Source organism: Pseudomonas lundensis (assembly GCF_002269125.1).
GTDB lineage: Bacteria > Pseudomonadota > Gammaproteobacteria > Pseudomonadales > Pseudomonadaceae > Aquipseudomonas > Aquipseudomonas lundensis_A.
In genome coordinates, this window is record NZ_NQKI01000010.1 from 90,083 (window position 1) to 110,679 (window position 20,597).

General features: G+C 57.5%; 21 protein-coding genes and 1 tRNA gene. 15 read left to right on the forward strand and 7 right to left on the reverse strand.

Annotated features, from left to right (window positions below; all coding sequences use genetic code 11):
• The first annotated feature begins 176 nt into the window (after positions 1 to 176).
• The 3 genes from CJF39_RS08865 (at position 177) to CJF39_RS08875 (ending at position 3,380) form a co-directional block, all read left to right on the forward strand.
• Positions 177 to 1,277, forward strand: coding sequence for a polyamine ABC transporter substrate-binding protein (locus CJF39_RS08865; RefSeq protein WP_094993074.1), 1,101 nt, complete (start codon positions 177 to 179; stop codon positions 1,275 to 1,277).
• Between the two features lie 159 nt (positions 1,278 to 1,436).
• Complete coding sequence (locus CJF39_RS08870) at positions 1,437 to 1,757, forward strand: hypothetical protein (RefSeq protein WP_094993075.1); 321 nt, start codon at positions 1,437 to 1,439, stop codon at positions 1,755 to 1,757.
• A gap of 72 nt (positions 1,758 to 1,829) precedes the next feature.
• Positions 1,830 to 3,380: a hypothetical protein gene (locus CJF39_RS08875; protein ID WP_141232176.1), complete on the forward strand. Its 1,551-nt coding sequence runs from the start codon at positions 1,830 to 1,832 to the stop codon at positions 3,378 to 3,380.
• Positions 3,381 to 3,406: 26 nt separating this feature from the next.
• Here the strand turns inward: CJF39_RS08875 and CJF39_RS08880 are convergent, their stop codons facing one another.
• Positions 3,407 to 3,859 (reverse strand): Lrp/AsnC family transcriptional regulator, encoded by a 453-nt coding sequence (locus CJF39_RS08880; RefSeq protein ID WP_047273821.1) that lies wholly within the window; start codon positions 3,857 to 3,859, stop codon positions 3,407 to 3,409.
• A 159-nt stretch (positions 3,860 to 4,018) separates the two neighbouring features.
• Here CJF39_RS08880 and CJF39_RS08885 point away from each other — a divergent pair, with 159 nt between their 5' ends.
• Positions 4,019 to 4,633, forward strand: a complete 615-nt coding sequence (locus tag CJF39_RS08885; protein WP_047273822.1) for a LysE family translocator — start codon at positions 4,019 to 4,021, stop codon at positions 4,631 to 4,633.
• A gap of 41 nt (positions 4,634 to 4,674) precedes the next feature.
• Here CJF39_RS08885 and CJF39_RS08890 read toward each other — a convergent pair whose 3' ends face one another.
• From CJF39_RS08890 to CJF39_RS08900, 3 genes are all read right to left on the reverse strand, one after another.
• Complete coding sequence (locus CJF39_RS08890) at positions 4,675 to 7,107, reverse strand: TonB-dependent siderophore receptor (protein ID WP_094993077.1); 2,433 nt, start codon at positions 7,105 to 7,107, stop codon at positions 4,675 to 4,677.
• Positions 7,108 to 7,206: 99 nt separating this feature from the next.
• The gene (locus CJF39_RS08895; protein ID WP_094993078.1) at positions 7,207 to 8,175 is read right to left on the reverse strand and encodes a FecR family protein; all 969 of its coding nucleotides are present in this window, start codon (positions 8,173 to 8,175) and stop codon (positions 7,207 to 7,209) included.
• Positions 8,172 to 8,678: a sigma-70 family RNA polymerase sigma factor gene (locus tag CJF39_RS08900; RefSeq protein WP_094993079.1), complete on the reverse strand. Its 507-nt coding sequence runs from the start codon at positions 8,676 to 8,678 to the stop codon at positions 8,172 to 8,174. The genes CJF39_RS08895 and CJF39_RS08900 overlap by 4 nt, the downstream gene beginning before the upstream one ends.
• Positions 8,679 to 8,858: 180 nt before the next feature.
• Here CJF39_RS08900 and CJF39_RS08905 point away from each other — a divergent pair, with 180 nt between their 5' ends.
• Positions 8,859 to 9,254 (forward strand): c-type cytochrome, encoded by a 396-nt coding sequence (locus tag CJF39_RS08905; protein WP_094993080.1) that lies wholly within the window; start codon positions 8,859 to 8,861, stop codon positions 9,252 to 9,254.
• On the opposite strand, the gene CJF39_RS08910 is transcribed toward CJF39_RS08905, so the two are convergent.
• Together CJF39_RS08910 and CJF39_RS08915 are read right to left on the reverse strand one after the other, a co-directional pair.
• Positions 9,248 to 9,577, reverse strand: coding sequence for a hypothetical protein (locus tag CJF39_RS08910; RefSeq protein WP_094993081.1), 330 nt, complete (start codon positions 9,575 to 9,577; stop codon positions 9,248 to 9,250). The two genes, CJF39_RS08905 and CJF39_RS08910, sit on opposite strands and share 7 nt — an antisense overlap.
• A gap of 94 nt (positions 9,578 to 9,671) precedes the next feature.
• Positions 9,672 to 9,756 (reverse strand) — tRNA-Leu (locus CJF39_RS08915).
• 106 nt (positions 9,757 to 9,862) lie between these two features.
• Between CJF39_RS08915 and queA the strand changes: the two genes are divergently transcribed.
• The 6 genes from queA to CJF39_RS08945 all read left to right on the forward strand — a co-directional run bounded on the left by queA (position 9,863) and on the right by CJF39_RS08945 (position 15,938).
• Entirely contained in the window at positions 9,863 to 10,924 is a 1,062-nt protein-coding gene (gene queA, locus CJF39_RS08920) for a tRNA preQ1(34) S-adenosylmethionine ribosyltransferase-isomerase QueA (RefSeq protein WP_094993082.1), read from the forward strand.
• 11 nt (positions 10,925 to 10,935) lie between these two features.
• Positions 10,936 to 12,051, forward strand: a complete 1,116-nt coding sequence (tgt, locus tag CJF39_RS08925; protein ID WP_047281236.1) for a tRNA guanosine(34) transglycosylase Tgt — start codon at positions 10,936 to 10,938, stop codon at positions 12,049 to 12,051.
• Between the two features lie 42 nt (positions 12,052 to 12,093).
• Complete coding sequence (yajC, locus tag CJF39_RS08930; protein ID WP_047273832.1) at positions 12,094 to 12,429, forward strand: preprotein translocase subunit YajC; 336 nt, start codon at positions 12,094 to 12,096, stop codon at positions 12,427 to 12,429.
• Between the two features lie 67 nt (positions 12,430 to 12,496).
• Positions 12,497 to 14,365, forward strand: a complete 1,869-nt coding sequence (gene secD, locus CJF39_RS08935) for a protein translocase subunit SecD (RefSeq protein WP_094993083.1) — start codon at positions 12,497 to 12,499, stop codon at positions 14,363 to 14,365.
• A 9-nt stretch (positions 14,366 to 14,374) separates the two neighbouring features.
• Entirely contained in the window at positions 14,375 to 15,289 is a 915-nt protein-coding gene (gene secF / locus CJF39_RS08940; protein ID WP_094993084.1) for a protein translocase subunit SecF, read from the forward strand.
• A gap of 121 nt (positions 15,290 to 15,410) precedes the next feature.
• Positions 15,411 to 15,938 (forward strand): glycine zipper 2TM domain-containing protein, encoded by a 528-nt coding sequence (locus tag CJF39_RS08945; RefSeq protein WP_094993085.1) that lies wholly within the window; start codon positions 15,411 to 15,413, stop codon positions 15,936 to 15,938.
• Positions 15,939 to 16,056: 118 nt separating this feature from the next.
• Here the strand turns inward: CJF39_RS08945 and suhB are convergent, their stop codons facing one another.
• Complete coding sequence (gene suhB / locus CJF39_RS08950) at positions 16,057 to 16,872, reverse strand: type III secretion system regulator SuhB (protein ID WP_094993086.1); 816 nt, start codon at positions 16,870 to 16,872, stop codon at positions 16,057 to 16,059.
• Between the two features lie 143 nt (positions 16,873 to 17,015).
• On the opposite strand from suhB, the gene trmJ reads away from it, so the two are divergent.
• From trmJ to CJF39_RS08970, 4 genes are all read left to right on the forward strand, one after another.
• The gene (trmJ, locus tag CJF39_RS08955) at positions 17,016 to 17,786 is read left to right on the forward strand and encodes a tRNA (cytosine(32)/uridine(32)-2'-O)-methyltransferase TrmJ (protein WP_094993087.1); all 771 of its coding nucleotides are present in this window, start codon (positions 17,016 to 17,018) and stop codon (positions 17,784 to 17,786) included.
• 2 nt (positions 17,787 to 17,788) lie between these two features.
• Complete coding sequence (gene cysE, locus CJF39_RS08960; protein ID WP_094993088.1) at positions 17,789 to 18,565, forward strand: serine O-acetyltransferase; 777 nt, start codon at positions 17,789 to 17,791, stop codon at positions 18,563 to 18,565.
• Between the two features lie 238 nt (positions 18,566 to 18,803).
• Positions 18,804 to 19,295: a Fe-S cluster assembly transcriptional regulator IscR gene (gene iscR, locus CJF39_RS08965; RefSeq protein WP_094993089.1), complete on the forward strand. Its 492-nt coding sequence runs from the start codon at positions 18,804 to 18,806 to the stop codon at positions 19,293 to 19,295.
• Positions 19,296 to 19,344: 49 nt separating this feature from the next.
• The gene (locus CJF39_RS08970) at positions 19,345 to 20,559 is read left to right on the forward strand and encodes an IscS subfamily cysteine desulfurase (protein ID WP_094993090.1); all 1,215 of its coding nucleotides are present in this window, start codon (positions 19,345 to 19,347) and stop codon (positions 20,557 to 20,559) included.
• Positions 20,560 to 20,597: the final 38 nt, after the last annotated feature.

Sequence of the window (20,597 nt, forward strand, 5' to 3'; positions counted from 1 at the left end):
GCCCAGTGGCCACAATCATCCCCTTTTGGCCTGCCTGCCACTGTGAACCCGAGCGGTGCGCGGCAAGAATCAAAACAGCATCGCTGCCAGGCGTCCCGGCACAACAGCCTGCGCGGGTAACTGCTGTGTACAGAACATAAAAACGATTGCTCTCACGCCATTTGGGGAAATACGTCATGAATGCATTGAAATGCGCACTGAAGACTTCCGTCTGCGGGCTGGCGTTAATGGCTGGCGCGACGTTGGCAGATCAACGCGAGCTACGTGTGTACAACTGGGCTGACTACATCCTGCCCTCCGTGCCCAAGGACTTTGCCAAAGAGACGGGCATCAACGTGACGTGGGACACGTTCGACACCAACGAGTCGCTGGAAGCCAAGCTGCTGACAGGTCATTCGGGCTATGACCTTGTAGTGCCGTCGAACCAGTTCCTTGATACCCAGATCAAGGCAGGCGTATTTCAAAAACTGGACCGCAGCAAACTGCCGAATTGGCAGCATCAAGACCCTGAGCTGCTCAAGTTGCTGGATCAAAACGACCCCGGTAATCAGTACGCCATTCCATACATGTACGGAACCGTGTTGATTGGCTTTAACCCGGCGAAGGTTAAAGCGGCGCTGGGCGACAATGCGCCCGTCAACAGTTGGGACTTGGTGTTCAAGCCCGAGAACATGCAGAAGCTTAAGTCCTGTGGCGTGGCCATGCTCGACTCTGCGTCGGAAATCCTGCCCTTGGCCCTGCATTATCTTGGGCTGGACCCCAACAGCCAGAATCCGTCGGACTATGAAAAAGCCAAAGCGTTGATGATGAAAATCCGTCCTTACGTGACTTACTTCAACTCCGCCAAATACATGACCGACATCGCGAACGGGGATATTTGCGTGGCCATTGGCTACTCGGGCAGCTTCTACCAGTTTGGCAACCGAGCCAAGGAGGCTGGCAATGGTGTCGTGGTTGATTGGCGCTTGCCCAAGGAGGGTGCGCCGATCTGGTTTGACACATTCGCCATCCCTAAAAGTGCCAAGAATGTCGACGAAGCCCACGCGTTTATTAACACCTTGCTCGACCCCAACATCATCGCCCCGATCAGTGACTTTCTCGGCTACCCCAATGCCAACAAAGACTCGCTTGCACTGATCAACAAAGACATCACAGGCAACCCCAACCTGACCCCAACTCCCGAGGCCCTTAAAACCCTGTACGTGGTACAACCGCTGCCACAAAAGCTGGAACGGGTGCGCACACGCGTCTGGACCAGTATTAAGTCGGATAAGTAATGGTCTGGGGTTTGGCAAGGTGGGGGGGCTTTGCCGGGTAAGGCGCCAATGCCAGGCAGTATGGGGCGTTCGAGCGGTTCATAATGTTCGGGGTTTTTTGTACGGCGCTTCGAGCGACAGTGGCAGGTGTTACCAACCCCTCATTGAAAGGATAACGTCATGCCTGCTCACGACCATCTTGGCTCCCCTTACGCCTCACAACTCGCTGCCTGTAATGACCATTACCATGCGGTGTGTTCAATCAATAAATTCGGTCCCATCGCTCATACCCATGCGCTTGCGCAGGTTTTTTTGGAGCGCGAATTGGCCGGTGATGAGTGGGAGGCGCTGGAGATGGCGCGCTTGTCGCTCGATCATACTCGCCGCCTGGTGGCAGGTGAAAAGCTCAATAAGCACGCCCATGCCGTGCTTAAGGCCAGGGCCAAGCCGCAATCAGCACAGGTGAATGTTTCAGCGCCAGTGGGCGCAGAGCTTGCTTGAACGCCTCCGTGCGACAAGCGCTCAGCGCTTGTCGTTTTACTGATTGTTTGCTGATTGTTAGAAGGTCTGCGCATGAACATGTCTCAAAAACCCGATAGCCGTACCCGCGATTCTCTGGCCCCGACAATGGCCGACATGCTTACCGTCTCGTTGCAAGAGAGCAAGGCGCTGATAAACAGCGTCACGCTCTATGAGGCTTCCAAGTTGCTGGGGGCTTTTTCTACCAGTGTGGTGGATTACGGCAAAAGCGCGCGCAAATGGCGTGCGCACACGTTGTCACGTTTGCCCATTGATTGCTGGAAGTGCGCAGACGGTTTTTTTTATGTGGAGCCGCTTAAGGAAGCATCGCTCAAGTACATGAGTGCTACTGCACCTGAAGACGCGGATGCGTCAGCCTGGAACCAGCTTGAGAATCGCAGGGCATTGCACAAAGCGCTGGTCGAGGTTTTACCTGCGGACATGCGCCAAACGTACGCCGAGATGCTTGAGTGGACTCAGATCGAGCCTCAATCGCAGACACAGCCGGTGTTGGAAGATATGGCGCTGGCTCGCACGGTATATGCTCTGGATCACCTGTTTTATCGGGAGTACGCCGCCTGTGAAGACGAACTGCGGCGTCAGGAGAACTTCCCGGAGCGCGATTCGATCCCTTTTGAATGGATGGGGTGGCTGGCTGACAAGGCTGTACAAAAGGTTAACGCGCACCTGTTTATCTGGGGAGCGCTGCCTCTTCCCTGGCTGGACAAGGATCTTCCTGAAGACGATCCCGTGGATGTCCCGACGCCATGTCAGCCTCCCCATAAGCCTGAGGGTGAACTCACGCTGGAGTTGCTGTGCAATGTGGTGGGTAACCGGGCGTTACTGGAGTCTGCCCGCATTGGGGATTTGGCCGAAGCAGCTGCCCGTGTCAGCGTCGACCTGCTCAGCGCACTGAATCGGCAGCAGGTGGTTAATATCCCCGAACTTCGCAGTTGTGATGACCTCAGGGACACGCTCAAGCAGTGGTTTGGGGATCAAGGTGTGCTGGCGCATGAGCCTGGATTCGAGATGCCCTTGAAGGGCGACAACCTCGAAGTGGTGCTGTACCACACCTTCGAGGTGCAACAGCATTACGTGAAAACCCGCGGATCGATTGCGCCGGATTCGCACCGCAACCCGGAAAACTCATTTATGTTCGCGCTGGCGATGGTGGCCTGTTTCTATGGGCGCATCAGCCTTGACAAAGAATTTTCGGGAAGCACGTATCCCACGTATGCGGTGTTCCCCGCCCAGAACAAGCAGCAGGGTTTGGCGTATCGCTTCAAGCCCTTGGCGCCGCATGCCCGGGAGCTGATCAAAAGTATCTATGGGCAGATATTTTTTGCGAATACTGGCTGGGAGATTCGTGCTGAAGCGATTACGACGTATGCCGAAGGCCTGGCCTTAAAACGTTCCTGCCTGCAGGAACTGACGTTCAACACTTTTAAGCGTACGGCCCCTCATCTTTTGCTGAAACTTCATCAAGCGTTCAGCCGAATGGCAGAGCGTAAGAAAGCTGATTGCTTGCAGGGTTTGCCGCAGGGTTCATCGCCTCCCTCAGAGATGGCGTGCATTCAGCTGGCGATTGATGACTTGTTTGCCTAGCCGGTACGGCGGGTGAGATGGCCGGGTTACAGCGGCAACACGCGGTCATGGATGACCCGTTTCATTACCAGTGTCGACACCAGGCGCTGTACGTTGGGCAGTGCGCTGAGGTGTTCGTCGTAGAGCTGCTGGTAGGCCGGCAAATCTTTGGCGATGACGTGCAGCAGATAATCCGGGTCGCCGAACAGCCGTTGGGCTTCGACGATTTGCGGGATGTCTGGCAGCGCGGCCTCGAAGTCGGCTACGGCCTGACGCGTGACTTCGCGCAGGGTCACGAACACCATCGCTGAAAAGTTCAGTCCCAGCTCGCTGGGCGCCAGCACGGCGCGATAGCCCAAAATAACCCCGGCTTCTTCCAGTGCCCGCACCCGACGATGACACGGCGACAGACTGAGACCCACGCGATCAGCCAGTTCGGTGAGAGAAAGTCGGCCGTCGGTGTGCAGTTCAGCAAGAATCTTTCGGTCAATTCGATCCACTGAGAAGAACCTTCTAATTGTGTGGCGCTGGTCGGGGATAAACGCAAAGTAATCCTAGCAGCCTTTACCTAATCTTCTACTCGTTGCTTTCGCCGCGCGCGGTGTCCGCAAAGTGGCTTGTTCCTCAACTCTCTCTCGCCCGTAGAAGGTGCTTATCTCGTGACTCTCAGTGTTCTGGCCGCGTTCTGGGCGGTGTCGTTCCTGTTCATCATCACCCCTGGCGCAGATTGGGCTTACGCCATTTCGGCAGGGATGCGCGGACGTTGGGTAACGCCTGCAGTCGCAGGTTTGTTGTCGGGGCATCTACTGGCGACGATCATTGTCGCGGCGGGCGTCGGCGGGTTGATGGCCAGCAATCCGATGATTCTTAAGGTGCTGACCGTGGCTGGGTCGCTGTATTTATTCTGGCTTGGCGTGGGGATGCTCAGAAACCCCGCAACCCCGGTGTCCGGAAGCGTTCAGGTGGCGGACTCCTGGTCACGTTGGGCGTGGAAGGGGTTGTGCGTCAGCGGTTTGAATCCGAAGGTGTTTTTATTGTTTCTGGCGCTGTTGCCGCAGTTCACCGACCCCCTGTCGACATGGCCAGTGCCTGCGCAGATCGTGGCCCTGGGCGGGCTGCATGCGGTCAGTTGCGGCGTTGTGTATTTATTGGTTGGATTCGGTGCCCGCGCGGTGTTGCAAACCCGGCCCGGCGCCGCGCAACGGGTCAGTCAGACCTCGGGCGCCATCATGATCCTGATTGCCCTGATATTGCTGGCCGAGCAGATGCTGTAACCCGTCGCTGCCCGTGTGTCAGGGCAGCGAGGGTGCAGGGCTTAGAAGTCTGCCTTGAGCGACATAATGACGTTACGCGGTTCGCCATAGAAGTTGCCGAACCCTTCAGTGCCGATACTGGCGTAGTAGCGTTTGTCGAACAGGTTGTTGCCATTGAGCGCGACCGACCAAGTGTCATCAATGCGATAGCCAATGCGCCCGTTCCATACCGCGTAACCCGCCTGGCTGACGTCGTTACCGCTGATGGGCGACACGCGGTAATTGCTGCTCTGCGCGTTGACGCCCGCCCCTAACGTGACGCGCTCCAGGGCGCCCGTCAGTGCGTAATCGGCCCACACCCGCAACAGGTGACGCGGCACGTAAGAGGTGTAGGCCAGGCCTTTCTGATCGGGCTGGGCGTCTTCCAGTACTTTGCTCTGGGTGTAGGTGTAGCCCGCCAGCAGTTGCAGGCGCTCGATAACTTCGCCGCTGATTTCTGCCTCGAAGCCCTGGGCGCGGACTTTGCCGGAGTTCAGTGAGCAACTGCTGTCCGGGCACAACGGATCATCTTGCGCGGCATCGTTTTGCACGGTGCGGAACAGGTTAAAAGCGCTGTTGAGGCGTCCTTCGAACCATTCGCCCTTGATCCCCAGCTCGTAACTTTTGCCGATTAACGGTTTGAGGCTGCTGCCGTCGATGGTTTTGTAGCCGCCTTGTGGGGTGAAAATGTCGGTATAGCTGGCGTAAGTGGTGAGGTTATCGTTGATGTCGAACAACACGGCGGCAAAGGGGGTGACTTGCCCGCTTTCCCTGGCTTTGGAGCTGACCGGGGTGCCTTCACCGCGCCAGTAGGTGGTGGAGTCGCTGTCCGATGAGTACCAACTGACCCGGCTGCCAACCACAACGGTCAGAGGATCGGCCAGTTTCAGTCGGGCGAGGCTGTAGGCGCCATATTGCTGGATGCGCATGTCCACCGGGCCGCCCCGCGAGGCATTGGCAAGGTAGTAGCCCTCGTCCGGCCGTGGCAGATGGTGATCCGGATTGAAGATGTCCTGGCGCTGGGGCAGGGCCGCCACGGCGTAGAAGTCATCTTTATGCGAGCGACTGGCGTTGGCGCCCACGATCAGTTCGTGCGCTTGGCCGAAGGCATCAAACGTGCCATCGACATAGGCATCGAAGCCGTAGTCGACCTGATCGTAGTCGTAAATGCTCCCCAGCATGAGCGTGTTGGTGTGGGTAGCACCTACGGGAACAGGCCCGCTGGGGAAGGCGTATTCCATGTCCTGGGTATTTTTGGAATACACCCCGGCCACCTTGAGTGCCCAGTCGTCACTGAGGGTGTGGGTCAGGTCACTGAAGACGGTCGTGCGTTTGCTGCGCTGGTTATTCCACGCTGTATTCAGGCAGGTGGAGCGGTTGAGCTTCAAGTCGCTGCCGTTGGCATAGCGCGGCAACCCACCCCAGCACGGGGTGGCATCTACGTCTTCATACGCCAGGCCCAGGCCGAGCGTGGTGTCCGGGGTGAGGTCCAGATCAAGGGCGCCGTAGTAAATCTGGTCGCGGCGTTCAGCGACGTCATAAAAATACTGGCGGGTTTGTTGGGCCATTACGGCGCGGCCTCGCAACGTGCTGGACTCATTCAAGGGCCCGCCGGTGTCCACCAGGCCGCGATAGTTGTCCCATGTGCCCGCCGAGAGCGAGAGTTGCGTGTGCGGCGTGTACCCGCCGCGTTTGCGCACAAAATTGACTCCGCCCGCTGTGCCGCCCGCGCCCTTCATCATGCCGGCGGCACCGCGCAACACCTCAACCCGGTCATAAATTGCCATGTCGCTGTTGAAGCTGTCGGCCTGTACGTAGCTGCTGCCGATGTCCAGCGGCACGCCGTCGTACTGATACTGGCCGCTCATGCGAAATCCGCGCGAGTAAAAGTACTTACCGCCCATGGGGGAGTCGTACACGGTGATTCCGGGGACTTTCTCCATGACTTGATCGATGGTGTTGAGGTTTTGGTCATCGAGCATTTTGCGGGTGATCACGGTGACGGACTGGGGTGTTTCTTTGAGGCTGTGTGAACCTTTGCCGATGGTGACCGCCTGGGCCGTGTAAGACCCGGAACCTTCAGTGGTGGCGTCGCGGCTTTGCTCGACGACGCGGGTGACCCCCAATTGCAGTGCATCGCCGTTTTGCGGAGCCGGTTCGACGCTGAAGTTGCCCTGGCCCGTGATGCGCAATTGCAGACGGCTGCCTGCCAGTGCCGCGTCCATCGCCTGCTCGGGCGACATGCGCCCGACCACAGCCGGTGCCTGTTTGCCCTGCACGAGGGCGGGTTCAAGGGAGATGATGTTCCCGCTCTGGCTGGCAATCGAATTGAGGGTAGTGGCCAAGGGGCCAGCCCGAAGGTTGAAATTCACGTCTTGCGCTTGAACCAGTGCAGGGCTCGCCACCGTTACCAGAGCAACGGCAACGCAGAGGGCGTTGGGCCACGGGTTGATCACAGCATTCTCCTGATCGTGTGAAGGTGTCAGGAGATAGGTGGGATGAGAAATGAAAACCGGACACAAATACGATTAATGTTCAAAAAGAAAACATCACTCTCATCGGGCGCTGATCACGGTCAGCCATGGGCTGTAGTGATCCACGCGAATGGCATGGGTTTCTGCCAGTGCGGCGAATGCCCGCTGGGGATCGTTGAGCGGATACACGCCCTGTACGCGTAATTGCCGTACCTCGGGCGCCACGCGTACGAAGCCACGGGTATAAGGCCTCAACGCATCCACGACCTGCTCCAGCGGATCATCCAGCACGTTCAGCCTGCCGCTTTGCCAGTCGGCGCGCTGGCGTTGTTCACCAGGCGCCGGGGTGATGCGGTCGGCATGCAGCAGCGCTGACTGGCCTTCTTGCAGGTTAAGCGTAGCGCCGTTGGGCAGGCGGGTTTCAACGGCATGCTGCAACACCACGACGCGGCTGACCCCGTGCTCTTGAGACACCAGAAAGCGCGTGCCCAAGGCGCGGACTTCACCCTGCGCCGTACGCACCCGCAAGGGCCGTTGTGGATCGGGCGCTACCTGAATCACCAGTTCGCCGCGGCGCAAGATGAGCAGGCGTTGAGCGGCATCGAAGTGCAGGTCCACGGCGCTGTTGGCATTGAGGCTCAAGTGGCTGCCATCTGCCAGATTGAAGTCTTGACGTTGAGCGCGGCCCGTTGACAGGTCGGCCAGCAAGGAAACACCAGACGGGCTTTTTGCGCCGAGCCATACACCGCCGCCCAGCACTCCCAGCCCTGCGATCATGCGCAAGGCGTCACGCCGCGTGGTGTGGGGTTGAAGCAGGACCTTGCGGGCTTCGCTGGCCTGGCCGGGTACGCGGTTATCCAGTGCGCGCAATGGGTTGAACGAGGCGCCGATGCGGTTTTGCAGCGTGGTCCACGTCTGCTGGTGAGCCGGGTCGTGATTGAGCCAACACGTGAAGCGCTTGAGCAGATCCGGCGTGGGCGTCTCGGCGCGCAGTTTGACCATCCAGTCAATCGCCTGTTCGCTGAGCGGGTCCAGTTGCGGCTTGCTCATTGGCTGGCCTCGCACAGGTAGCACATGCGCAAGGCTTGCTTCATGTAGCGGCTGACGGTGCGTTCTGAAAGCCCCAGCTTTTGAGCGATGGCCACGTAGCTCAAACCGTCGAGCTGGCTGTAAAGGAATGTGGCTTTGACCGCCATCGGCAAGCCGTCGAGCGCGCGGTCAATGGCAATCAGTGCTTCGGTCAGTTGCAGTTGTTCTTCTGGCGAGGGGGCGACGGCTTCCGGCAACAGCGCCAATCGCTCCAGGTAGGCCAGTTCCAGCTGGCGTCGCCGGTGACGATCGAAGATCAGCCGCCGGGCAATGGTCGAGAGGTAAGCACGGGGTTGCTCAATGCTGTCCGTATCCACCTGGGCCGCCAGCAACTGGCAAAACGTGTCCGCCGCCGTGTCCTGTGCGTCGGCGTGATTACGTAAGCGGCGCTGAATGTGTTGCAGCAACCAGCGATGATGATCGCTGAAAAAGAAACCCAGCTTGCTGGTCGAAGGAGAATGCACCGGTTGGCGTCCAGATGTGAGTGCGAATAGTTCTCAATAGTAGCGGCGAGATGATGGCCACTGCAATCACTGCGTGCGCGGATGCATACACAACGGTGTCGGGTCGTGATTGGAGAGACGTCGCGGGTGCGGGCATAATTGGTCACTGACATTGTTTGCAACATCTGACTGGAGTCGCCCATGAAATCCCCCGTCTTGCCAGGCCTGGCCCTGATTGTCGCTGCCGGAATGATGAGCTCATCGGCCGTCGCAGCGGGGGATGCTGAAGCGGGCGGCAGGTTATTCACGAAAATGTGCGCGGGCTGCCACAGCATCGGCAAAGGCGCCCGGGGCGGTTTTGGCCCACAACTTAATGGTGTGATCGGGCGGCCTGCCGCGGCAACCAAGGACTATCAATACTCTGACGCCATGAAAAATTCAGGCGTGGTGTGGACCAGAGACAAACTGGCGGCCTACATCGAGGCGCCGAAGAAAGTGGTCAGTGGCACGCGCATGATTTTCTGGGGGATTAGCGATCAGGAGAAAATCGACAACCTGCTGGCTTATCTGGAGACCTTCCAGGACGCAGATCACTGAATGTCTTTCAAATAACCCCTGAGGTGGGTCAGCGGGGTGCCCATTTGCTCCAGGGTCTGAGCGTGGGCGAAGGCGGTGGCGAGCTTGTGCAGCTCGCGTCCCAATGGCTTCTGTGCGCTGCCTAAAGCGTTCAGTGCCAAGTTCAGGCAATCGGCCATTTTTGCCTGAATGGCAGGCACATCGTCGTTGCGCACCAGCAACGCAAACACTTCGCGCTGATACTCATCCATTACAGGGTCGTCGCGCAGAATCGGACTATGACCGTCGGTCTCATAGACCAACTTGAGAGAGAAAAGGGCGACAGTCTCCAGCGACGATTCCATATAGAGATTTCCTGTTTTAAAGGTGCCGGACGGCAGTGTTCACTTTTCTGCAGGCGAAAAAAAAGACCTTGAATTTCAAGGTCTTTTTTTAAGATGGTGCCCCGAGGGAGACTCGAACTCCCACTTCTTTCGAAAACGGATTTTGAATCCGCCGCGTCTACCAATTCCGCCATCAGGGCTCAATGGCGGCGAAGTATAGAGATGAGATTTAGGTCGGTCAACAACTTATTGGTCTATTTTTGCTAACTCCGTTAAACTCCCCGGCCCTGCTAGACGAAACCTATCATGCGCGTTGCTGACTTTACTTTCGAACTCCCTGATTCGCTCATCGCACGCCATCCTTTGGCGGAGCGCCGCAACAGCCGCCTGCTGACCCTGGATGGGGAGAGCGGGGCGCTGGCTCATCGTCAATTCGCTGATTTGCTTGAACATTTGCAGCTCGGCGATTTGATGGTGTTTAACAATACCCGGGTGATTCCGGCCCGCCTGTTTGGCCAGAAGGCCTCGGGTGGCAAGCTGGAAATCCTCGTTGAGCGCGTGCTCGACAGCCATCGGGTGCTGGCGCATGTGCGCTCCAGCAAGTCGCCGAAACCGGGCTCGAAAATCCTGATCGATGGCGGGGGCGAGGCCGAGATGCTGGCGCGCCACGATGCGTTGTTCGAGCTGGGCTTTGCTGAAGAAGTACTGCCATTGTTGGACCGTGTCGGGCACATGCCATTGCCGCCTTACATTGATCGGCCTGACGAAGGTTCCGACCGTGAGCGTTATCAAACGGTCTACGCTCAACGTCTTGGCGCTGTTGCAGCGCCTACGGCCGGGCTGCATTTCGATGAGCCGCTGATGCAGGCCATCGCCGCCAAAGGTGTTGAGACCGCATTCGTGACGTTGCACGTAGGGGCTGGCACGTTCCAGCCGGTGCGGGTTGAGCGTCTTGAAGATCACCACATGCATACCGAATGGCTGGAAGTGGGCCAGGATGTAGTCGACGCCGTGGCTGCTTGCCGCGCACGGGGTGGTCGCGTGATTGCCGTTGGTACTACCAGTGTGCGGTCGCTTGAGAGTGCGGCGCGCGACGGTACGCTCAAGCCGTTCAGTGGTGACACAGACATTTTTATCTTCCCGGGCCGGCCGTTTCATGTGGTCGATGCGCTGGTAACCAACTTCCATTTGCCGGAATCCACGCTGTTGATGCTGGTTTCGGCGTTCGCCGGTTATCCCGAAACCATGGCGGCCTACAAGGCTGCGGTTGAGCATGGGTACCGCTTCTTTAGTTACGGTGATGCAATGTTCATCACCCGCAATCCTGCGCCGACGGCTCCCGCCCCGGCCCCAGAGGATCAAGCATGAGCAACTGTCGTATGTCCTTCGAGCTGCTGGCCACTGATGGCAAGGCGCGTCGCGGTCGTCTGACCTTCCCGCGTGGTGTGGTGGAAACCCCTGCGTTCATGCCGGTAGGTACCTACGGCACGGTCAAAGGCATGCTGCCGCGCGACATCGAAGCGATTGGCGCGCAGATGATTTTGGGCAACACCTTTCACCTGTGGTTGCGCCCGGGCACTGAAGTCATCAAGAAGCACGGCGACTTGCATGACTTCATGAAGTGGCAAGGGCCAATCCTGACCGACTCGGGCGGCTTTCAGGTGTTCAGCCTTGGCGCCATGCGCAAGATTAAAGAAGAGGGCGTGACTTTCGCTTCCCCGGTCGATGGCGCCAAGGTGTTCATGGGGCCCGAGGAGTCGATGCAGGTCCAGCGTGACCTGGGTTCTGATGTGGTGATGATTTTCGACGAATGCACCCCGTACCCGGCTGATGAAGACGTGGCCCGTGTTTCGATGGAGCTGTCGTTGCGCTGGGCTCAGCGTTCCAAAAACGCCCATGGCGACAACACGGCGGCACTGTTCGGTATCGTTCAGGGCGGCATGCACCAGAACCTGCGCGAGCGTTCGCTGGAGGGGCTGAACAAGATCGGTTTCGATGGTCTGGCTATCGGCGGTCTGTCGGTCGGTGAGCCCAAGCACGAGATGATCAAGGTGCTGGACTACTTGCCCGCCATGATGCCGGCTGACAAACCTCGTTACCTTATGGGGGTTGGCAAGCCTGAAGATCTCGTGGAGGGTGTGCGCCGCGGTGTGGACATGTTCGATTGCGTGATGCCAACCCGTAATGCCCGCAACGGGCATCTGTTTATCGACACTGGTGTGTTGAAGATCCGCAATGCATTTCATCGCCATGATGATTCGCCGCTGGATCCGACCTGTGATTGCTATACCTGCCAGAACTTCTCCCGTGCTTATCTGCACCACCTGGACAAGTGCGGCGAAATGCTGGGCAGCATGCTCAATACCATCCACAATTTGCGCCACTATCAGGTGCTCATGGCTGGTTTGCGCGAGGCTATTCAACAGGGTACATTGGCCGCCTTTGTCGATGCCTTCTATGCCAAGCGCGGGTTGCCTGTACCGCCCCTGGACTGATTTTCGGACCCTAAGAAACACTTTTTGCAACTGGAGTGCTTAATGAGCTTTTTCATCTCTCCCGCTTTCGCGGACGCTGCTGCACCTGCTGCTGGCCCAGCCGGTACTGGTTTTGAGTGGATTTTCCTGGTCGGCTTCCTGGTCATCTTTTACTTGATGATCTGGCGCCCGCAGGCCAAGCGCGCCAAAGAGCAGAAAGCCCTGTTGGGTAACCTGCAAAAAGGCGACGAAGTCGTTACCACTGGCGGTATCGCCGGCAAAATCACCAAAGTGACTGACGCTTTTGTTGTGATTGAAGTGTCTGACACTGTCGAGCTGAAAATTCAGAAGGGCGCTGTAGCCGCCACGTTGCCTAAAGGCACGCTGAAAGCGATCTAAAGTTTCAACTTTTAACAATCGACGGGGCGCGCAAGGCGCCCCGCGTTCTAAGCGGGCGGCGTGATTGATGCTGAACAAATACCCTCTGTGGAAATACGTACTGATCCTGGCGGTGCTGGCGATCGGTTTTATTTATTCCGCTCCCAATCTCTACCCGGATGACCCTGCAATTCAGGTGTCGGGCGCGAGCACGGCGCTGCAAGTCACCGAAGCTGACCTGGAGCGTGCGAGCAAGGCGCTCAAAGATGCTGGTATTGCGGTGAAAGGCGCGACACTGGCCCAAAATGGCAAGGGCGGCTTGTTGCGTCTGGCGAGCAAAGATGATCAGTTGCCGGCCAAGGATGTGGTGCGCAAGGCACTGGGTGACGACTATGTCGTTGCACTGAACCTGGCTCAGACCACGCCGCAATGGCTGCGTAACCTGGGTGCTCACCCGATGAAACTGGGTCTGGACTTGTCGGGTGGTGTGCATTTCCTGTTGGAAGTGGACATGGACAAGGCCGTTGACGCGCGCATGAAAGTGTACGAAAGCGACGTCAAAAGCCTGTTGCGCAAAGACAAACTGCGCTATCGCAGTCTGCCGCAACTCAATGGCGCCATTCAGTTGGGCTTTGCCGACGAGGCGACCCGTGAGCAAGCACGTAGCCTGATTCGCAAAAACTTTAACGACTTCGACATTACCGCTGCCGACCTCAATGGTCAGCCGGTGCTGCGTCTGGCGATGACCCCGGCCAAGCTGGCGGAAATCCGTGAATATTCCATCAAGCAAAACCTGACAACTGTCCGTAACCGGGTCAACGAGTTGGGTGTTGCCGAGCCTTTGGTTCAGCGTCAGGGTGCCAACCGCATCGTGGTCGAGCTGCCGGGCGTGCAAGACACCGCCGAAGCCAAGCGTATTCTGGGCAAGACGGCCAACCTTGAGTTCCGTCTGGCGGCAGAGCCGGGCGCTTCCAAAGCCACTTCCGAGACGTTCGAATTCCGTGAGGGCAATCGTCCTTCCGCGCAAATTGAGCGTGGTCTGATCATTACCGGTGATCAGGTAACGGATGCGCAGGCAGGTTTTGATGAGCATGGCCGTCCACAGGTGAACATCAAGCTTGATGGTCACGGTGGCGAGTTGATGAGTCGTTCCACTCGCAGTAACGTCGGTCGCAGCATGGCGGTGATCTTCATCGAGCAGAAGCCGGTGACGACTTACACCAAGCAAGTGGTTGATGGTGTCGAGAAAGAAGTGCCGGTTCAGGCCTTCAAGGAAGAGAAAAAGATCATCAGTCTGGCCACTATTCAGTCACCGCTGGGCAGTCAGTTCCGGATTACCGGTTTGAACGGTCAGGGTGAGGCTTCTGAATTGGCGCTGCTGTTGCGTGCCGGTGGTCTGGCTGCGCCGATGTACTTCGCTGAAGAGCGCACCATTGGCCCGAGCCTGGGTGCCGACAACATCACCAAGGGTATTGATGCGTCGCTGTGGGGCATGCTGTTCGTGTCCATCTTCATCATCGCGATCTATCGTTTCTTCGGTGTGATTGCGACGGTGGCGCTGGCGGGCAACATGGTCTTGCTGCTGGCCTTGATGTCGTTGCTGGGCGCAACACTGACCCTGCCGGGTATCGCCGGTATCGTGTTGACGATGGGTATGGCGGTCGACGCCAACGTGCTGATCTTCTCGCGCATTCGCGAGGAAATTGCCAATGGCATGACGCCGCAGCGGGCGATCAATGAAGGCTTCAATCGTGCGTTCACGGCGATTGTCGACTCCAACCTGACAACCCTGTTGGTCGGCGGGATTCTGTTTGCCATGGGTACCGGGCCGGTCAAAGGCTTTGCGGTGACCATGTCCCTCGGGATCTTTACCTCGATGTTCACGGCCATCATGGTGACCCGCGCGTTGGTCAACCTGGTATACGGCGGTCGGGACTTCAAGAAGTTGTGGATTTAAGGGGCTGCCATGTTACGTACAATCAACTTCATGGGCGTTCGCAACATTGCGTTCGGCGTCACTGTGCTGCTTACCGTGCTGGCCTTGTTCAGCATGTTCCACAAAGGCATGAACTACGGCCTGGACTTCACTGGCGGTACGCTCATCGAGCTGACCTACGAGAAGCCGGCTGATCTGACGAAAGTGCGCAACGAGCTGGTGACCGCGGGTTTTCACGATGCGGTAGTGCAGAGCTTCGGCGCGACCACTGACTTGCTGGTGCGCATGCCGGGTGATGATCCGTTGTTGGGCAACAAGGTGGCTGCGGCATTGGGGCAAGCGGATACCGATAACCCGGCCGTGATCAAGCGTGTCGAGTTCGTGGGGCCGCAAGTGGGTGAAGAGCTGCGCGACCAGGGTGGTCTGGGCATGCTCATGGCCTTGGGTGGCATCATGCTTTACCTCGCGTTCCGCTTTCAGTGGAAGTTCGCGGTCGGTGCCATTGTTTCGCTGGTGCACGACGTGATCGTGACCATGGGTGTGTTGTCGTGGTTTCAAATCACGTTTGACCTGACCGTGTTGGCGGCAGTGCTCGCTATCATTGGTTACTCGCTCAATGACACCATCGTCGTGTTTGACCGTGTGCGGGAGAACTTCCGTGTGCTGCGCAAGGCGAGCCTGATCGAGAACATCAACATCTCGACCACGCAGACCCTGCTGCGGACCATGGCGACCTCAATCTCCACGTTGCTGGCGATTGCGGCATTGCTGATCTTCGGTGGTGACAATCTGTGGGGCTTCTCGATTGCCCTGTTCGTTGGGGTTCTGGCGGGTACTTACTCGTCGATCTACATCGCCAACGTGGTGCTGATCTGGCTGAACCTCAATGCTGAGGACCTGATTCCGCCAGTGGCGAGTGAGAAGGAAATCGACGACCGTCCATGACAGTTAGTTGATGGCCAATGGTCACTAAAAAGGCGCGAGTATTGAACTCGCGCCTTTTTTTATGCTCCAAGGCTGGGATTAGCGCGGGATTGTTCCTGCGTAGAAAGGCCTGGAGGTTCACGTGAATAAATCTTTGCTGGTAGGTGCTGTTTTGGGTGCTGTCGGTGTGACTGCCGGTGGTGCTGTTGCTACTTACAGCTTGGTTAAAGCCCCTGAGTCTGCGCAGGTGCTGGCTGTTCAGCCGGTCAAGCAACAGATTAAAACCCCTCGTGAGGTGTGTAAGGATGTGACTGTCACCCGCCGCGCAGCGGTTAAGGACGAGCATCAAATCGTTGGTAGTGTTATTGGCGCTGTAGCGGGTGGTTTGTTGGGTAATCAGGTGGGCGGTGGTAACGGCAAGAAGATTGCGACCGTTGCTGGTGCTGTAGGTGGTGGCTATGCTGGCAACAAGGTTCAGGAAGGCATGCAGAACCGTGATACCTACACCACGACTCAGACCCGCTGTAACACTGTCAATGACATCAGCGATAAGGTTGTCGGCTACGACGTGCGTTACGTGCTGGATGGCAAGGAAGGCAAGGTGCGGATGGATCGCGAGCCTGGCAGTGAAATTGCCGTCGACAAGCAGGGCAAGCTGATACTGAATTAAGGTCGCTGGCAAGGCTGTGGAGTTGATCGCAGCTTCGTTGCTTCACAGAATAGGGCAGTTGGAAACAATGGCCAAAAAAAAGCACCCGACAGGGTGCTTTTTTATTTGCGCGGTTCGCTTAACGCTTCAGCGAGGCTGGCAAGTGCGGCTGGATAGCGGTCAGTACAGCTTTGAAGCATTTGGTGTTACCGGCAACGATGTGGCCTTTTTCAAGGAAATCGTGGCTGCCAGTGAAATCGCTGACCAAGCCGCCCGCTTCTTGGATCAGCAGGGCACCTGCAGCCATGTCCCACTCAGACAGGCCCGACTCCCAGAATGCGTCGAAACGACCGGCGGCGACGTAAGCCAGGTCGAGGCTTGCAGCGCCAGCGCGACGAATGCCTGCGGTCTGGCCAACCAGGCTGCGGAACATGCCCAGGTAGTTGTCCAGGTTGTCCATCTGGTTGTCACGGAACGGGAAGCCGGTGCCCAGCAGGGCACCTTCCAGGCTGGTGCGGCCGCTGACACGCAGGCGGCGACCATTCAATTGTGCGCCACGACCACGGCTGGCGGTGAATTCTTCCTGGCGTACCGGGTCAAGTACTACGGCGTGTTCGAGGCGGCCGCGGTATTTGCAGGCGATGCTGACGGCGAAGTGCGGAACGCCGCGCAGGAAGTTGGTGGTGCCATCGAGCGGGTCGATGATCCACAAGTAGTCTGCGCCTTCGCCGCTGCCTGCGTGCATACCGGTTTCTTCACCGAGAATGCCGTGTGTCGGATAAGCCTTGCGCAAGGCGTCGATGATTTTCTGTTCGGCAGCACGATCGACTTCAGAGACGTAATCCTTGGCGTCTTTTTCGTCAACCTTGATGGTATCCAGGCGCTCGATGGAGCGGAAAATCAATTCACTGGCGCTGCGGGCGGCGCGCAGCGCGATATTCAGCATGGGCTGCATGGACGTTTCACCTAGGTCGTTAAAGAAAGCCGAACATTCTAGCAGAAAAGTTTGGCATATGAAGGTTTGCATTAGCTTTCGTGGCGTAAGGTGATGGGCTTAGGTAAGATTTGCACCCTCTTAACGGTCTGTGAGCGCTTCCATTGCTGTCAAATATTCGTGTCGTTCTGGTCAATACCAGTCATCCCGGCAATATCGGCGGTGCTGCGCGTGCCATGAAAAACATGGGCTTGTCGCGACTGGTTCTGGTTGAGCCAAGACTGTTTCCTCATCACGAAGCCGATGCGCGTGCTTCGGGGGCGGGTGACATCCTCGAAAATGCTCAAGTGGTAGCGACCCTTGAAGATGCATTGGTTGGATGCAATCTGGTGCTGGGCACCAGTGCACGCGACCGTCGGATTCCATGGCCGCTGCTTGATCCGCGCGAATGCGGGCAAAAGGTTGTGGAGGAGGCGACTCAGGGGGCGGAAATTGCGTTGGTTTTCGGGCGCGAGGATTCCGGTCTGACCAATGAGGAGCTGCAGCGCTGCCATTACCACGTGCACATTCCGTCGGATCCTGAGTTCAGCTCCCTGAACCTGGGGGCGGCAGTGCAGGTGCTGGGTTACGAGATTCGCATGTCCTGGCTCGCCGCTCAGGGGCAGCCAAGCAAGGTTGAGAAAGATGAAGTGGCCTCCACTAAAAGTGGCGAGTTGGCCACCATGGACGAGCTTGAGCGTTTTTACGAGCACCTTGAGCAGACCCTCGTGGCGATCGAGTTTCTCGATCCTGAGAAGCCGCGTCATCTGATGGCGCGCCTGCGCCGCTTGTATGGCCGCAGCGCGGTAAGTCGTGCCGAGATGAATATTTTGCGTGGCATTCTGACCGAAACCCAAAAAGCCGCCCGCGGCGAGTTGCTAAAGCGCAAGGATTAATGATGTTTGAGCGTCTGCGTGAAGATATCCAGAGTGTGTTTCATCGTGATCCTGCTGCGCGCAATGCTTTTGAGGTCTTGACCTGTTACCCGGGCATGCATGCCATTTGGCTGCATCGGTTGTCCGGGTGGCTGTGGAATGCCGGTTGGAAGTGGATGGCGCGTCTGGTCTCTAACTTCGGGCGCTGGATGACGGGGATTGAAATACACCCGGGGGCCAAGGTAGGGCGTCGTTTCTTCATTGATCACGGTATGGGAATTGTCATCGGCGAAACTGCTGAGATCGGTGACGATGTCACGCTTTATCAGGGGGTCACCCTGGGCGGCACGAGTTGGAATAAAGGCAAGCGCCATCCGACCCTGGAGAATGGTGTGGTCGTGGGTGCGGGTGCCAAAGTGCTGGGCCCGTTTACGGTGGGTGCGGGTGCCAAGGTGGGCTCGAATGCTGTGGTCACCAAGCCGGTGCCGGCTGGCGCAACGGTGGTGGGTATTCCGGGGCGAATCATCATTAAGGCTGATGGCGATGTGGAGGCCAGGCGCAAGGCAATGGCTGAAAAAATTGGGTTCGATGCTTATGGTGTCAGCGAAGACATGCCTGATCCTGTGGCGCGCGCTATTGCTCAATTGCTGGATCACTTGCAGGCAGTCGATGGCAAGCTGGACGGTATGTGCGGGGCACTGAAGGATCTCGGGAGTCCGTACTGCGCCAAGGATTTGCCGGCGTTGCGCGAGGAAGACTTCGCTTGTGTTCAGGGTAAGGAAGAGATTAAACCGGACTAGCGTAGTAGGCGCTTTTTGTACCGGCGAGCGGGAGCTGTGCAAGCCGCTTTTCTCAATCCTTGACGTGTAGGTGCATGAGCAAACGCTGTGTTGCTCATGTGCCATTACGACGCAGACCCTGCTACAATGCGCGCGCTGTTTTGCGGGTAATCCCGACTAAAGTACTAGGTCTAATAGTTGACTTAAATACTCGGGAATAGCATACTCGCCCCCATTCCGAATTCCGTGGTACCTGTCCATGAGACTGACTACAAAAGGCCGTTACGCCGTAACTGCAATGCTCGATTTGGCGTTGCACGCACAGCACGGGCCGGTGTCCCTGGCCGATATTTCCGAACGCCAGGGCATTTCCCTTTCCTACCTTGAGCAACTGTTCGCCAAATTGCGCCGCAGCAGCCTGGTTTCCAGTGTGCGTGGTCCAGGCGGTGGCTATCAACTATCGCGCGACATGCAAGGTATTCAGGTTGCCCAGGTAATCGATGCAGTCAACGAATCTGTCGATGCGACACGTTGCCAGGGCCTGGGTGATTGCCATGCTGGCGATACATGCCTGACCCACCACCTCTGGTGCGACCTGAGCCTGCAAATCCACGAGTTTCTCAGCGGTATCAGCTTGGCTGATCTTGTCACTCGCCGTGAGGTACAAGAAGTAGCCCAGCGTCAGGATCAGCGCCGCTGTAATGGCAAGGCGCAGTACCTGGATAAGATCGAAGCGTCCGCCGTCGAGTGATTGCATAAAAACGACGGTGCGCCAGCCAGCCTGATTTAGGAGATAGTCCATGAAATTGCCGATTTACCTTGATTACTCAGCCACCACCCCGGTTGATCCGCGTGTTGCTCAAAAGATGAGTGACTGCCTGCTGGTTGACGGGAACTTCGGTAACCCGGCTTCGCGCTCCCACGTATTCGGCTGGAAGGCGGAAGAAGCAGTTGAAAACGCCCGCCGCCAGGTAGCCGATCTGGTAAACGCCGATCCGCGTGAAATTGTCTGGACCTCCGGCGCGACCGAAGCCAACAACCTTGCTATCAAGGGCGCTGCGCACTTCTATGCGTCCAAGGGCAAGCACCTGATCACCGACAAGATTGAACACAAAGCCGTGCTCGACACCATGCGTCAGCTGGAGCGTGAAGGCTTTGAAGTGACCTACATTGAGCCGGGTGAAGACGGTCTGGTAACGCCAGCGATGGTTGAAGCCGCCATGCGTGAAGACACCATCCTGGTCTCGGTCATGCACGTGAACAACGAAATCGGCACCATCAACGACATCGCTGCCATTGGTGAGCTGACTCGCTCGCGCGGCGTGTTGTTCCACGTTGACGCCGCTCAGTCCACCGGCAAGGTAGACATCGACCTGGCCAAGCTCAAAGTCGACCTGATGTCCTTCTCGGCGCACAAGACCTATGGCCCTAAAGGTATCGGCGCGTTGTATGTCAGCCGCAAACCTCGTGTACGAATTGAAGCGACCATGCACGGCGGTGGTCACGAGCGCGGTATGCGTTCAGGCACGCTGGCTACCCACCAGATCGTGGGCATGGGTGAGGCATTCCAGATCGCCAAAGAAGAAATGGCAGCTGAAAACGTGCGCATCAAGGCGTTGAGCGATCGTTTCTTCAAGCAGGTTGAACACCTCGAAGAGCTGTACGTGAACGGCAGCATGACTGCTCGCGTGCCGCACAACCTGAACTTGAGCTTCAACTATGTTGAAGGCGAGTCGCTGATCATGGCGCTCAAGGATCTGGCTGTCTCTTCCGGTTCCGCCTGTACCTCGGCTTCCCTTGAGCCGTCTTATGTATTGCGCGCTCTGGGACGTAACGATGAATTGGCCCACAGTTCGATTCGCTTCACGTTCGGGCGTTTCACTACTGAAGAAGAAATCGATTACGCCGCGCAGAAAGTGTGCGAGGCGGTGACCAAGTTGCGCGCTCTGTCGCCACTGTGGGACATGTACAAAGACGGTGTCGACATCTCGAAAATCGAGTGGGCGGCGCACTGATATTTCAAGTCGCCGCCAATAACCGCTGTAAATGCCGC

Bases quoted from the DNA above. Each gene is read 5' to 3' on its own strand.
- secD (WP_094993083.1), top strand. From the start codon at position 12,497: ATGCTGAACAAATACCCTCTGTGGAAATACGTACTGATCCTGGCGGTG.
- CJF39_RS08875 (WP_141232176.1), top strand. From the start codon at position 1,830: ATGAACATGTCTCAAAAACCCGATAGCCGTACCCGCGATTCTCTGGCC.
- iscR (WP_094993089.1), top strand. From the start codon at position 18,804: ATGAGACTGACTACAAAAGGCCGTTACGCCGTAACTGCAATGCTCGAT.
- tgt (WP_047281236.1), top strand. From the start codon at position 10,936: ATGTCCTTCGAGCTGCTGGCCACTGATGGCAAGGCGCGTCGCGGTCGT.
- CJF39_RS08970 (WP_094993090.1), top strand. From the start codon at position 19,345: ATGAAATTGCCGATTTACCTTGATTACTCAGCCACCACCCCGGTTGAT.
- CJF39_RS08865 (WP_094993074.1), top strand. From the start codon at position 177: ATGAATGCATTGAAATGCGCACTGAAGACTTCCGTCTGCGGGCTGGCG.
- cysE (WP_094993088.1), top strand. From the start codon at position 17,789: ATGTTTGAGCGTCTGCGTGAAGATATCCAGAGTGTGTTTCATCGTGAT.
- CJF39_RS08910 (WP_094993081.1), bottom strand. From the start codon at position 9,577: ATGGAATCGTCGCTGGAGACTGTCGCCCTTTTCTCTCTCAAGTTGGTC.
- yajC (WP_047273832.1), top strand. From the start codon at position 12,094: ATGAGCTTTTTCATCTCTCCCGCTTTCGCGGACGCTGCTGCACCTGCT.
- CJF39_RS08905 (WP_094993080.1), top strand. From the start codon at position 8,859: ATGAAATCCCCCGTCTTGCCAGGCCTGGCCCTGATTGTCGCTGCCGGA.
- CJF39_RS08870 (WP_094993075.1), top strand. From the start codon at position 1,437: ATGCCTGCTCACGACCATCTTGGCTCCCCTTACGCCTCACAACTCGCT.
- queA (WP_094993082.1), top strand. From the start codon at position 9,863: ATGCGCGTTGCTGACTTTACTTTCGAACTCCCTGATTCGCTCATCGCA.
- secF (WP_094993084.1), top strand. From the start codon at position 14,375: ATGTTACGTACAATCAACTTCATGGGCGTTCGCAACATTGCGTTCGGC.
- suhB (WP_094993086.1), bottom strand. From the start codon at position 16,872: ATGCAGCCCATGCTGAATATCGCGCTGCGCGCCGCCCGCAGCGCCAGT.
- CJF39_RS08895 (WP_094993078.1), bottom strand. From the start codon at position 8,175: ATGAGCAAGCCGCAACTGGACCCGCTCAGCGAACAGGCGATTGACTGG.